Below are 12,966 nucleotides of genomic sequence, written 5' to 3'. Positions count from 1 at the left end.
TCCCGGGCTCGACCCGGGATCCATCGTGCGGCGGGCGGCTCGGCCCGGAGAAACCGGCGCGAACCGTATTGCTCCGCCACGACACGGCGGGCTAAGCCCGACGCGAACCCCGCGCGCGTCGGCGCGGCAGGAGACTCGTGTGAAGCTCGTCAAAGGCGCCTGGAAGCTGTTGATCGGGATCAAGGACGCGCTCGTCCTGATCGCGATGCTGTTGTTCTTCGCGATGCTCTTCGCGGCGCTTAACGCGCGGCCCGGCGCCAAGGCGATCGGCAACGGCGCGCTGCTGCTCGACCTCAACGGCTCGATCGTCGAGCAGCCCGAGGAGCAGGCCGCCTTCGCTGCCCTGTCCGGGCAGAGCGGACCCCGCCAGTTTCGCGTTCGCGACCTCGTCCGCACCATCGAGGCCGCCGGCCGCGACGCACGCGTCAAGGCGATCGTCCTCGACCTGACCAATTTCGGCGGCGGCTATCCCGCGACCGTCAACGAGGTTGCCGAGGCGCTGGGCCGCGTCCGCGCGGGGGGCAAGCCGGTACTGGCCTATGCCGACGGCTATACCGATAGCGACTACCGGCTGGCCGCCTATGCCAGCGAGGTGTGGATGAACCCGCTCGGCGTCGCGCTGTTCACAGGTCCCGGCGGATCGTCGCTGTACTACAAGGGCTTGATCGACAAGCTCGGCGTCAACGTCCATGTCTATCGCGTCGGCCGCTACAAGTCGTTCGTTGAGCCCTATACCCGCGCCGACCAGTCGCCGGATGCCAGGGCGGCGATGACGGCGCTGTACGGCTCGCTGCTTGATCAGTGGAAGCTCGCGATCGCCAAGGGCCGCCCCAAGGCGCAGGCCGCGGCCTATCTCGCCAACTCGGCGGCGATGGTGACTCAGGCGAACGGCGACTTCGGCCAGCTTGCGCTGCGTACTGGCCTGGTCGACAAACTCGGCTCCCGGATCGACTTCGAGCGCCGCGTCGCTGCGATCGCGGGCGCCGATCCGAAGCGCTCGATCGGCAGCTTCGCGCAGATCGACTATGACGATTACGTCGATGCCAATCCGCTTCCCACCGCGGGCGACGCGATCGGCGTCGTCACGGTCGCGGGCGATATCGTTGATGGCCGCGCCGGGCCGGGGACCGCCGCCGGGGACACGATCGCCCGCTTCATCCTCGACGGATTGGCCAAGAAGAACTTGAAGGCGCTTGTCGTGCGCGTCGATTCGCCGGGCGGATCGGTGTTCGCGTCGGAGCGGATCCGCACCGCAATCGCAGAGGCGAAGCGCCGCGGCCTGCCCGTCGTCGTGTCGATGGGCGGTGTCGCGGCATCGGGCGGCTATTGGGTCTCGACAAGTGCCGACGCTATCTACGCCGAACCGACGACGATCACCGGATCGATCGGTATCTTCGGCATCATCCCGACGTTCGAAAAGGCTCTCGCCAAGATTGGCGTGACCAGCGATGGCGTGAAGACGACGCCATTGTCGGGTCAGCCCGATATCGCCGGCGGCACCACGCCCGAGATGGACGCGATCCTGCAGACCGGGATCGAGCAAGGCTATCGCCAGTTCATCGCCCGCGTCGCCCAGGCGCGCAAGATGACGCCTAGCCGGGTCGACGAGATCGCGCAGGGTCGCGTGTGGGACGGCGGCACTGCGCGTCAGTTGGGCCTGGTCGATCGGTTCGGCACCATCGAGGACGCGATCGCCGATGCGGCAAAGCGTGCCAAGCTTGATCCCGCGAAGGTGCATGCCGAATATCTGGAGAAGAAGCCGGGCTTCGCCGCCGAGCTCGCGCGGTCCTTCGGTAATCGCGACGACGACACTGCCGATGCCGGTAGCGACGTGTTCGCTCAGGTCGGGACCCGGCAGCGCGCGCTGCTGGCGCAGGCGCTCGGCGATGCGCAGCGGATCGCGCGCGGCGGATCGATCCAGGCGCGCTGCCTGGAATGCGGCGGCATCGGGCCGAGCCGGGCGGTGGCGAGCGACGCCAGGCTGCTCGATCTCGTCCTGGCCAAGCTCGGCATCGCGGGCTGAGATGATCGCGATCCGCGCCGCCACGCCCGATGATGCGGGTTCGATCGCGGCGATCTATGCCCCGCATGTGCTGATGGGCACCGTCTCGTTCGAGACTCAGCCGCCTGAGGCGCGGACGATGCGGACGCGGATGGCGGCGAGCGAGGGGCTCTATCCCTGGCTGGTCGCGACGCAGGGCGAGGCGGCGGGCGGCGTGCTCGGCTATGCCTATGCAACGCGGTTCAGCGAGCGCGACGCCTATCGCTGGGCGGTCGAGACGACAATCTACGTCGCCGACGCGGCGCAGCGCCAGGGCGCCGGACGGCTGCTGTACGAGGCGCTGGTCGATACGCTCCGCGCACAGGGCTTCGCGCAGGCGATCGGGCGTATCGCACTGCCCAGCGAACCCTCGATCGCATTGCATGAAGCGGTCGGTTTCCGCCGCGCCGGCGTGTTTCGCGAGATTGGCTGGAAGAACGGGCGCTGGATCGACGTCGGCCTGTGGCAGTGCGAGTTGGCCGAGCCGGACAATCCGCCCGCCGAGCCGCGCCGCTTCGCCGACGTCGGCGTGGTGCGCACCTGATCGACGCCGCGGGCTATTCGCCGCGCGGATAGGCCGGCAGGGCGAGGCGGAAATGGATCGCCGCCGCCCGCAGTGCGAAGCCGGCCAATCCGGCGACGACCGCGGCGATGGCGCGCGGCACGTCAAGCTCGGTCAGCGCGACATAGCTCCCCGCCGCGAGCGCCGCCGCAGTGACATAGAGTTCGGGGCGCATCAGGATCGACGGCTCGCCCGCCAGCACGTCGCGGATGATCCCGCCGACGCAGGCGGTCACCACCCCCATCAGCGCCGCGGGCACCGGGGGAATGCCATAGCCGAGCGCCTTCGCCGCGCCATAGACGGCGTAAGCGGCCAGCCCGACCGCGTCGAACCAGTCGAGCGCGGTGCCGCGCCACCAGCGCACCGGCGTGATCCAGACCAGCACCGCCATCGCCAGGCACACCGCGGCGACGCGCGTGTCGTGGACCCAGAACACCGGCGCCCCGATGAGGAGGTCGCGAACGGTGCCGCCGCCGACCCCGGTGATGACCGCAAAGAAGCAGAGCGTCACCATCGTCTGCCGCCGCTTCGCCGCCGCCAACGCGCCCGAGACGGCGAACACGGCGAGCCCGGCGACGTCGAGCCAGGGCGCGAAGGCGGGCAGCAGGGCGGCGGGTTGCAGCATCGGCAGGGGTGGTAGGGGGAGTTGCGGCGCGAGGGCAAGCGAGAGGGATAGTCAGCCTCACCCTTCGCTGCCTTCGGCAGCATTTTCCCTCTCCCGTCGGGAGAGGGAGGGAGGCGCGAAGCGCCGGAAGGGTGAGGACGGGCGCGGCGCACCGGCCGCCCGATCAGAACTTCACCGTCGCATCCACGTTGACCAGCGATGCCACCGGATTGCGGTCACGCTCGCGCATGCCGCGCGGCATGGCGCCATCGGTCCGCACCCGCTGCCAGGCATGACCCTTGAGCGCACCGACCTCGACACCCAGGCTGACCTTCGGCGCGACTTCGCCCTGGTAGCCAACCGTCACCGCCGGATTGAACCGGCGCAGCCCGGTGCGCATCACGCCGTTGCCGGGGCCACGCGGCGTGTACAGCAGCCCGCGGCTGTCCCCGGCGACGCGCCGCGCGACGAAGCGGTTGCCCGCGGACAGGCGAAATCCCTCGTCGGGAATCGGAAACAGATCGACCATCGAGCGGGCGAGACGCGGGTGGATCCGGTTCTGTCCGTCGGCGCCCGGCACGGTTGTCAGCTGCGTATCGACGCGCAGGCGGAAGGTGCGCGAAATCCGCGCCTCGCTTTTCACGGTGCCGCCGATGATCGCGGTGGAACGCAATTGCTCCTGGCGCGCTGTGGTGTCGCGCACGTCGAGGATCGACTGGGCCGATGCTGGCATCGCTGCGCCGAGGCCCAGCGCCGCCCCCACTGCTGCCATCGCCACCCCGGTCCGCTGCATCCGCCTTCCCCCTCGAAGCAGATAACGACACGGAAGCATCTCTCCCGCACCGAAATTCGACGCTAGCGAATGTTTTGCGCCACAAAAGAGTACAAAGCTGCCTTAATCCCGACGCGGGACGATAAGCTGTGGAGTAAGTGCGCCGAGCGGCGAGTTGAGGTGCGCGCGCGGGGTCGCTAAGGGAGCGGGATCATCCGCGATGCCCCCTTGCCCGGCCTCGGCCGGCGACGGCGGCGCCGCCTCCAGTTCTGGGACTAAAATTCATGGGTTTCCGCTGCGGCATCGTGGGCCTGCCGAACGTCGGCAAGTCCACTCTCTTCAACGCCCTCACCCAAACGGCGGCGGCGCAGGCGGCCAACTACCCCTTCTGCACGATCGAGCCGAACGTCGGTAACGTCGGCGTTCCCGACCCCCGGTTGCAGGAGCTGGCGCGGATCGCCGGCTCGGCGAAGATCATCGAGACGCAGCTCGCCTTCGTCGACATCGCCGGCCTCGTCCGCGGCGCCAGCAAGGGCGAAGGTCTCGGCAACCAGTTCCTCGGCAACATCCGCGAGGTCGACGCGATCGTCCACGTTCTGCGCTGCTTCGAGGACGGCGACGTCACCCATGTCGAGGGCAAGGTCGATCCGATCGCCGACGCCGAGACGGTCGAGACCGAGCTGATGCTGTCGGATCTGGAGAGCCTGGAAAAGCGTGTCCCCAACCTGATCAAGAAGGGCCAGCAGGGTGACAAGGAGGCGAAGATCGGCGCCGCCGTGCTTGGCCAGGCACTCGAGCACCTGCGCGCGGGCAAGCCGGCGCGCGTTACCGAGCCTAAGGATGCCGAGGAGCAGCGCGTATTTGACCAGGCGCAGCTATTGACCGCCAAGCCCGTCCTCTACGTCTGCAATGTCGACGAGGGCGACGCCGCGAACGGCAACGCGCTGTCGGCGCGCGTGTTTGAGAAGGCCAAGGCGGAGGGCGCCGAGGCGGTCGTCGTCTCGGCGGCGATCGAAGCGGAAATCGCGACGATGCCGGCGGAGGATCGCGGCGAATTCCTGGCCGAATTGGGGCTGGAGGAAACCGGCCTCGCCCGCGTCATCCGCGCCGGCTATTCGCTGCTCGACCTGCTCACCTTCTTCACCGTCGGCCCGAAGGAGGCGCGTGCCTGGACCGTCCATCGCGGTGCCAAGGCGCCCAATGCGGCGGGCGAGATCCACACCGACTTCGAGCGCGGCTTCATCCGCGCCGAGACCATCGCCTATGCCGACTACGTCGCGTGCGGCGGCGAGGCGGGCGCCCGCGACGCCGGCAAGCTGCGCCAGGAGGGCAAGGAATATGTCGTGCAGGACGGCGACGTGATGCTGTTCCGCTTCAACGTCTGATGGCCGACACGCTCGTCACCTACGACGGCGCGATGCGCTGTCGCGCGGTGCATGGCGACAGTGGCGCAGTGATCGTCGCCGACGCCCCGGTCGAGATGGGCGGGTCGGGCGACGGCTTCAGCCCGAGCGACCTGCTGGCGGTGTCGCTCGGCGGCTGCATCCTCAGCATCATGGCGGTGGCGACCGCCAGGGACGGCCTCGACCTGTCGGGCGCGACCGCGTGCGTGACGAAGGACATGGCCGACTCCCCCCGCCGCATCACACGGCTGGCGGTGACGGTGCGCGTCCCCGGCACAGTTGACGACCGGCTGCGGCGCAAGCTGCTGGCGGCGGCGAACGCCTGCCCGGTCCATCAGGCGCTCGGCATCGAGGCGCCGATCAGGGTCGAATGGGAGGGGTGATGCGCACCGGCACCCCCACTCCACTCGTCATCCCGGCCGCGAGCCGGGATCCATCCTTCGGCAGCCGACCCGGCTAAATCCTCGTGTCCTTCGTGCGTGGAACCATGAATCCCAGCTCGGAGATCAACTGACGCGCAGGCCGGCATAGCCGAGCTTTGCCCGCACCAAGTCAGGCGCGGCTTTCCTCCCCCGGCAAGCTCTGCGACCATCCCCGCGACAAGGGGAACGCCATGCCATCCGCCAGCCTGCAACGCCCAGCCCCCGTCACCCTGCGCGAGGCTTTCTGGGTCTGGCTGCGCATCGCCTTGCTCTCGTTCGGCGGCCCCGCCGGGCAGATCGCGGTGATGCATCGAATTCTCGTCGACGAGAAGCGCTGGATCGGCGAGCAGCGCTTCCTCCACGCGCTCAACTTCTGCATGCTGCTGCCGGGGCCGGAGGCGCAGCAGCTGGCGACCTATATCGGCTGGCTGCTCCACCGCACGAAGGGCGGGATCGTCGCGGGCACGCTGTTCGTCCTACCCGGGGCCGCCGCGATCATGGCGCTCAGCTGGATCTACGTCCTCTATGGCCGTGTCGGCATCGTCGCGGCGCTGTTCTTCGGGCTCAAGGCCGCGGTGCTGGCCGTGGTCGTCCAGGCGGTGGTGCGGATCGGCGGGCGGTCGCTCTCCAGCATGCCCGCGCGCGTGCTGGCGGCGGCGGCGTTCGTACTGATCTTCTTCTTCGCCGCGCCCTTTCCCCTCGTCGTGCTCGGCGCGGGGCTGATCGGTTGGTGGAGCAGCCGGCGCGGCAGCACCGCGTTCCGTGCGGGCGGCCATGGCGGCGGCAGGGGCGGCGGTGTCGCCGATGCCGACACGCTGCTCGGTGAGGAGCTGCCCGCCCACGCCAGCCCGACGCGCCGCGAGACGCTGCGCACCGCCGCGGTCTGGCTGGCGCTGTGGCTGGCGCCGATCGCGGCGCTCGTCCTGTTGCTCGGCCCAGACGATGTGTTCAGCCGGATCGCGACCTTCTTCGCGACGATGGCGATGGTCACCTTCGGCGGCGCCTATGCCGTGCTCGCCTATGTCGCGCAGCAGGCGGTCGAAAATTACGGCTGGCTGGGGCCGAAGGAGATGCTCGACGGGCTTGGGCTGGCGGAAACGACGCCGGGGCCGCTGATCATGGTGTTGCAATTCGTCGGCTTCCTGGGCGCCTATCGCGACGCCGGGGTGCTGCCGCCGCTGCTCGCGGGGACGCTGGGCGGCTTGCTCGCGACCTGGGTAACGTTCGTGCCGTGCTTCCTGTGGATCTTCATGGGCGCGCCCTTCATCGAGCGGCTGCGCGGCAACGTCGCCGTCGCGGGAGCGCTGGCGGCGGTGACGGCGGCGGTGGTCGGCGTCGTCCTCAACCTCGCGCTGTGGTTCGCGCTGCACACGCTGTTTCGCGACACGATCGCGGTCGGCTGGGGGCCGCTGCGCTTCCACGCGCCGGTGGTGGCAAGCATCGACCCGGCCGCGGCGTTGCTGGCGGCAGGGGCGATGGTGGCGGTGCTCAAATTGCGCGCCGGCGTGATCGCGACGCTGGCGGTCAACGCTGCAGCGGGCGTGGCGCTGTACCTGACGGGGCTGATCGGCTAAGGGGTCGCGCGATGCTCGCTCGCCTCATCATGGTGCTGGTCCTGGCGCTGACCGCGCTGCCGCACGGCGCCAGCGCGGCACCGGCGGTGGCGGCGTGCCACGAGACGATGGCGCCGATGCACGATTCCAAGCCCACGCCGGCGCCGGCCGCCCAGCATGGCTGCATCGGCTGCATACCGCCGGGCGACTGGCTCGGCGTCCGCGTCGCCGGACCGGTCTTCATCGCGGCGCTGCCGCCCAGCCCGCGCGTCCGCATGCTGGCGATCGGTGTCGGCGCACCGCCCGCCTTGCCCCCGCCCAGGAAGGCGTGATCGCCGGGCGCCCTGAATGGCGCCTCCGCTATCCCGCATTCCCGGAGTCTATGATGAACCGCTCTCTCTGGCTCGCGGCGGTTGCCGCGGGCGCGCTGTCGCCCGTCGCGGCGACCGCGCAAGCCCAGCATCACGGCATGACGATGCCGATGCCCAAGGCGACACCGAAGCCGACGCCGACCAAGCCGGCCGCCGACCATCAGGCGATGGATCACCACCAGATGGATTACCGACAGATGGACCAGGGCACCATGAGCCCCGGCACGATGGATCATGCCGCGATGGACCATAGCGCCATGGACCACGGCATGATGAGCCACGACATGGGCTTCACCGCCCCCGCCGCCTATCGCGACGCTTCCGACGCCGCGCTTGCCAAGGCACCGGCCGGCGCCGCGATGGCGGGCATGGCGATGGGCACCAGCGGCGGCTGGTGGAGCCAGGGCTCCGGCACCGCGCGCCTTCCCGCTGCCGAGGGGCCGATGCGCGGCGCGATGGCGCATGTCGGCGACTGGATGCTGATGGGGCATGGCTATGCCTGGGGCATCGTTACCGACCAGGGCGGCCCGCGCGGCGACAGCGGCGCGTTCGTCCAGTCGATGGCGATGCTGATGGCCGACCGCGATCTCGGCGATCGCTGGCATGTCCAACTGCGCACGATGAACAGCCTGGAACCGCTGATGGGCGCACGCGGCTATCCCAACTTGTTCGCGACGGGCGAACTGGCGAACGGCCGTCCGCTAGTCGACCGCCAGCATCCGCATGACCTGTTCATGGAGCTGGCGGCGAAACTCGACTATCGCCTGGGCAACGACGCCACGCTGTTCGTCTATGGCGGCCCGGTCGGTGAACCGGCGCTGGGGCCGAGCGCCTTCATGCATCGCGGCTCGGCGCGCTATCAGCCGCTGTCGCCGATCACCCACCACTGGTTCGATTCGACCCACATCACCTACGGCGTCGTCACCGCCGGCTATGCCGCGCCGACGATACAGCTGGAGGGATCGGCATTCCGCGGGCGCGAGCCGGACGAGCGTCGCTGGAACATCGAGACGCCCCGGCTCGACAGCTGGAGCGTGCGGGCGACCTGGACGCCATCGCCCTTCGTCGCGGCGCAGGTCAGCCACGGCTTCCTGAAGACGCCCGAGGAGCAGCATCCCGACGAGAACGAGCATCGCACCACCGCCAGCGTCCAATATGCCCGTGGCGGCGTGACGACGACGATCGCCTACAGCCTGAAGGACCGCTCGCCGGGCGACAGGCTGCCGGCATGGCTGGCCGAGGCGACGTGGGAACTTACCCCGCGCCATGCGGTGTTCGGACGGGTCGAGAATGTCGTCAACGACGAGCTTTTCCCCGACCACGACAATCCGCTCCACGACCGCCGCTTTCGCGTGACCAAGGCCGAGGCCGGCTATGCCTATCGCCTGCCGATCAGCGGATCGCTCGGCGTCGCGCTGGGCGGGACGGTCGCGGCCTATGCCAAGCCCAAGGCGCTCGATGCCGCCTATGGCATGGCGCCGGTCAGCTGGACGTTGTTCGCCAAGCTGGGGATCGGACTTTGATGTTTTCGGTTCCTGCCTTAGCCGATTAGGGCGAAGGCTGAACTAACCTCACCCTTCGCCGCGCCCGGCGGCTTTTCCCTCTCTCAGCGGGAGAGGGAGGGAGGCGCGAAGCGCCGGAAGGGTGAGGTCAGTCATGACGGGAAGAGGATTTTTGATGCGTCGTACGCTCGCCTCGCTGCTGCTCATATCGCTGAGCGGCTGCGCCTATTCCTTCACCCCGCCCGTGCTCGCGCCCGCCACGCAGCCGAGTGGCGCTGCGACCGGCGCAGCGCTTCCGGTGCCGACGACGCCGCGACCCAACCTCGATCCCCGCGTGACGACGACCACCATGGCCAGCGATGCCCCGGTGACGATCCTGGTGTCGATCGATGGCTTCCGCCCCGATTATCTCGACCGCGGCGTCACCCCGCGGCTGAGTGCATTGAAGTCCGGCGGCGTCAGTGCCGCGATGCGCCCGTCGTTTCCGTCGCTGACCTTCCCCAATCACTGGACGCTCGTCACCGGGCTTCGTCCCGATCGCAGCGGCATGGTCGGCAACACCTTCGAAGACCCGCGCCGGCCCGGTCAGCCCTTCGCCAAGGCATCGGACGATCCGTTCTGGTGGAGCGAATCGGAGCCGCTGTGGGCCACCGCCGAACGCGCCGGCATCCGCTCGGCATCGATGTTGTGGCCGGGCAGCAATGCGCCCTGGGGCACCGTCGAAAAGGGCGACCACGGCCTGTGGATGGGCGGCATCCGCCCCCAGGACTGGCAACAGTACAACGCCAATCTGTCCGCCACTCAGCGTGTCGAGACGGTGCTCGACTGGATGCGCCGACCGGCGGCGACGCGGCCGCGCTTCGTGACGCTCTATTTCGACAGCATCGACATGGCGGGGCATGATGTCGGGCCGAACGATCCGCGGATAACGCAGGCGGTAGGCGCGATCGATCGCTCGATCGGCACGCTGGTCGACGGTCTGAGGACCCTGGGAATACGCGCGAACCTGGTCATCGTGTCGGACCACGGCATGGCCGCCACCAGCTCGTCGCGATCGATCCCGCTCGATGGGCTGATGCCGAAGGCGGCCTTTCGCACGACGGAGGTCGGTGCGCTCGGGGCGATCTATCCGCAGCCCGGGCAAGACGCGATCGTCGCAGCGGCGCTGCTGAAGAAGCACGATCACATGCAATGCTGGCGGCGCGAGGCGATACCGGCGCGCTTCCATTATGGCCGCAATCCGCGCGTCGCGCCGTACATCTGCCTTGCCGACACCGGCTGGCGGATCACGCCGACGCCGCCGCCCGCGCCGCGCGAGGGCGGCGATCATGGCTTCGATCCCAGCGACCCGGCGATGCGCGCGCTGTTCATCGCCAACGGCCCCGCCTTTCAGCCCGGCCGGCAGCTTCCCGTCTTCGACAATGTCGACGTCGCGCCGCTGATGCGCGACCTGCTGGGCCTGCCGGCGGGCAATGGGCTGGACGGGACCGACGCGCCGTTTCGAAAGGTGATGCGATGAGCGACGATGGTGTTCAATATTTCGAGGATATCGCGGTCGGCGCGACCGCTTCGTTCGGGCGGTACGAGGTTACGCGCGACGAGGTGACCGAGTTCGCCGCCAAATATGATCCGCAACCCTTCCACCTGTCGGACGAAGCGGCAGCGGCGACCCATTTCGGGCGGCTGTCGGCGAGCGGCTGGCACACCTGCGCGATGACGATGGCGATGCTGGTGGAAAATCTGAAGGCCCATCGCCAGGCGGGACTGGGCTCGCCGGGGATCGACCAGCTGCGCTGGCTGAAGCCAGTCTATCCGGGCGACACGTTGCGGTGCGAAAGCGAGGTGCTGGAAAAGCGTCGGTCCGAAAGCCGGCCGGAGATGGGCATCTTCAAGAGCCGGCTGACCGTGTTCAATCAGGACGACGTCGCGGTGATGACGATGGTGTCGAACGGGCTTATCCGCACGCGCGACGCCGGATAGCCAATCCCGTCATCCCCGCGCTCGCGGGAATGACGGGCATTGCGTCAGCGACGGCGCAGGTCGCGGCGGTTTTCGCGCTGGAAGCTGCGACGATCCTGGCGGTACTCGCGGCGATAGTCCTGGCGGGCATCGCGGCGCTCGGCGCGGAACTGGTCGCGATTGATCGTGCCGTTGCGCAGCGCCTGGCGATCGTCGCGCCGCTCGCGATAGAAATCGCGGTTGTCGCCACGGCGGTCGCGCGCGAAGTCGGCCCAGTTCTGGCGAAGCTCGCGCCGGTCGCCGCGATCGAGGCCATAGCCGCGACGTCCCTCCCAATACTGCCGCTGGCTGTCGTTCCAGCGGAAGGGACGGCGGTTGCGATCGTATACATAGACGCCGGTGCCGGGGTAATAGAAGTCGTTGTACCAGCCGAAATAGGATGGCGCGTAGCCGACACCGCCATAGCCGAGTCCGCCACCGTAATAGGGATCGGCATAATAGCCGCTTCCATAGCCGAGCGAGGCGCCGCCGTAGCCGTAACCATCGGTGCAGCCCGCGGTGCCGAGGCCGAAGCCGGCGAGCAGGCCGGCGATCGCTAGTTTCCTGATGAACATATACTCTCTCCCGTACCGGAAGAACGGCGGATACGCGCCGAACGCTTCGAGAACGTGGGGCGACGGGAGTGGGTTCCGCGAGGGAATTGAGCAGGAGAGGGCAATGACGAGGTCACGTCACGCTAGACACGCCCCCACCCCGCCCCCGTCACCCTGAACCCGTTTCAGGGTCTCCTCGGGGGCGGCGACTGGCCTTGCCACGAAGAGATGCGAAACACGTTCAGCATGACGGCCTTTATGCGGCAGGCAGCCCCACAACAAAACGGGCGGGGATCGCTCCCCGCCCGTTTTGTTGTTCAGTCAGGCCGTCGGGCCGAACCTCAATGCTTCACGTCGCGCCAGACGTTCTGATAGGCGCCCCAGGCGAGGAAGCAGAAGATGCCGATGAAGATCAGCGCCGCAAGGCCCGCCGCGTGGCGCGCCTCGAGGTTCGGCTCCGCGGTCCAGGTCAGGAAGGCGGCGACGTCGCGCGCCATCTGGTCCTTGGTCGCCTTGGTGCCGTCCGCATAGGTCACCTGGCCGTCCGCGGTCAGCGGCGGCGGCATCGCGATGTTGAGATTGGCGAAATACGGATTGTAGTGCAGCCCGGCCGGCGTCTTGGCGCCCGGGAACTCCTTCAGCAGCCTGGCGGGCTGGTTCTGGTAGCCGGTGATGAGCGAATAGACATAATCCGGGCCGTCGTGACGCGCCTTGGTCATCAGCGACAGGTCAGGCGGCAGCGCATTGTTGTTGGCGGCACGCGCCGCGATCTCGTTGATGAACGGCGACGGGAACGGATCCGACGGCGCGTTCTTGCGCGTCGCCGCCTCGCCCGTTTCCGGGTTGATCGACGGCTGCTCGATCACCCACTGGTTGGCAATCGCCTTCACCTCGGCCTCGGCATAGCCGATCTTGGTGAGATCGCGGAAGTGGACGTACTTCAGCGAGTGGCAGGCGGCGCACACTTCCTTGTAAACTTGGAAGCCGCGCTGGACCTGGCGGTTGTCGAACTTGCCGGCGAGCCCGGCCGACGGCAGGTCGGCCTCGCGCGGGCCGAGATGGAAGACGTGCTCCGCGCTTTCGGCCGCCGGCTCTTCGACCGCCGTCTTGACCGTGCCGAACAGCGCGATCGCGAGGACGAATACGAAGGCCGCACCGATGAGGGATGAGATTGCCCGAACCAT

The 12,966-nt window shown here is 68.7% G+C and carries 13 protein-coding genes; 9 read left to right on the top strand and 4 right to left on the bottom strand.

Annotated features, from left to right (window positions below):
• Window positions 1-139: 139 nt before the first annotated feature.
• Together sppA and GGQ80_RS12470 are read left to right on the top strand one after the other, a co-directional pair.
• The gene (sppA, locus tag GGQ80_RS12475) at window positions 140-2,023 is read left to right on the top strand and encodes a signal peptide peptidase SppA (RefSeq protein WP_183985296.1); all 1,884 of its coding nucleotides are present in this window, start codon (window positions 140-142) and stop codon (window positions 2,021-2,023) included.
• A gap of 1 nt (window position 2,024) precedes the next feature.
• The gene (locus GGQ80_RS12470) at window positions 2,025-2,585 is read left to right on the top strand and encodes a GNAT family N-acetyltransferase (protein WP_183985294.1); all 561 of its coding nucleotides are present in this window, start codon (window positions 2,025-2,027) and stop codon (window positions 2,583-2,585) included.
• Window positions 2,586-2,598: 13 nt separating this feature from the next.
• On the opposite strand, the gene GGQ80_RS12465 is transcribed toward GGQ80_RS12470, so the two are convergent.
• Together GGQ80_RS12465 and GGQ80_RS12460 are read right to left on the bottom strand one after the other, a co-directional pair.
• Window positions 2,599-3,228: a trimeric intracellular cation channel family protein gene (locus tag GGQ80_RS12465; RefSeq protein WP_183985292.1), complete on the bottom strand. Its 630-nt coding sequence runs from the start codon at window positions 3,226-3,228 to the stop codon at window positions 2,599-2,601.
• A gap of 163 nt (window positions 3,229-3,391) precedes the next feature.
• Entirely contained in the window at window positions 3,392-3,970 is a 579-nt protein-coding gene (locus GGQ80_RS12460; RefSeq protein WP_183985290.1) for a hypothetical protein, read from the bottom strand.
• Window positions 3,971-4,263: 293 nt separating this feature from the next.
• Here GGQ80_RS12460 and ychF point away from each other — a divergent pair, with 293 nt between their 5' ends.
• The 7 genes from ychF to GGQ80_RS12425 all read left to right on the top strand — a co-directional run bounded on the left by ychF (window position 4,264) and on the right by GGQ80_RS12425 (window position 11,210).
• Window positions 4,264-5,364, top strand: coding sequence for a redox-regulated ATPase YchF (gene ychF / locus GGQ80_RS12455; RefSeq protein WP_183985288.1), 1,101 nt, complete (start codon window positions 4,264-4,266; stop codon window positions 5,362-5,364).
• Window positions 5,364-5,765, top strand: a complete 402-nt coding sequence (locus tag GGQ80_RS12450; RefSeq protein ID WP_183985286.1) for an OsmC family protein — start codon at window positions 5,364-5,366, stop codon at window positions 5,763-5,765. The genes ychF and GGQ80_RS12450 overlap by 1 nt, the downstream gene beginning before the upstream one ends.
• A 230-nt stretch (window positions 5,766-5,995) precedes the next feature.
• Window positions 5,996-7,378: a chromate efflux transporter gene (chrA, locus tag GGQ80_RS12445; RefSeq protein WP_183985284.1), complete on the top strand. Its 1,383-nt coding sequence runs from the start codon at window positions 5,996-5,998 to the stop codon at window positions 7,376-7,378.
• 11 nt (window positions 7,379-7,389) lie between these two features.
• Window positions 7,390-7,689, top strand: coding sequence for a hypothetical protein (locus tag GGQ80_RS12440; RefSeq protein WP_183985282.1), 300 nt, complete (start codon window positions 7,390-7,392; stop codon window positions 7,687-7,689).
• A 53-nt stretch (window positions 7,690-7,742) separates the two neighbouring features.
• Window positions 7,743-9,251 carry a hypothetical protein gene (locus GGQ80_RS12435; protein ID WP_183985280.1) on the top strand — a complete coding sequence of 503 codons (1,509 nt, stop codon included), beginning with the start codon at window positions 7,743-7,745 and terminating at the stop codon, window positions 9,249-9,251.
• Window positions 9,252-9,405: 154 nt separating this feature from the next.
• On the top strand, window positions 9,406-10,749 hold the full coding sequence (locus GGQ80_RS12430; RefSeq protein ID WP_183985278.1) for an alkaline phosphatase family protein: 1,344 nt from the start codon (window positions 9,406-9,408) through the stop codon (window positions 10,747-10,749).
• Entirely contained in the window at window positions 10,746-11,210 is a 465-nt protein-coding gene (locus GGQ80_RS12425) for a MaoC family dehydratase (RefSeq protein WP_183985276.1), read from the top strand. Before GGQ80_RS12430 ends, GGQ80_RS12425 begins: the two co-directional genes overlap by 4 nt.
• A 44-nt stretch (window positions 11,211-11,254) precedes the next feature.
• On the opposite strand, the gene GGQ80_RS12420 is transcribed toward GGQ80_RS12425, so the two are convergent.
• Both GGQ80_RS12420 and GGQ80_RS12415 read right to left on the bottom strand, forming a co-directional pair.
• Entirely contained in the window at window positions 11,255-11,803 is a 549-nt protein-coding gene (locus tag GGQ80_RS12420) for a hypothetical protein (protein WP_183985274.1), read from the bottom strand.
• Between the two features lie 320 nt (window positions 11,804-12,123).
• Window positions 12,124-12,966: a cytochrome c1 gene (locus GGQ80_RS12415; protein WP_183985272.1), complete on the bottom strand. Its 843-nt coding sequence runs from the start codon at window positions 12,964-12,966 to the stop codon at window positions 12,124-12,126.

Source organism: Sphingomonas jinjuensis (assembly GCF_014197105.1).
In the GTDB taxonomy this organism is placed as follows: Bacteria; Pseudomonadota; Alphaproteobacteria; order Sphingomonadales; family Sphingomonadaceae; genus Sphingomonas; species Sphingomonas jinjuensis.
Note: the sequence above shows the minus strand (reverse complement) of the source record. Positions and strands in the feature narration are given on the sequence as shown.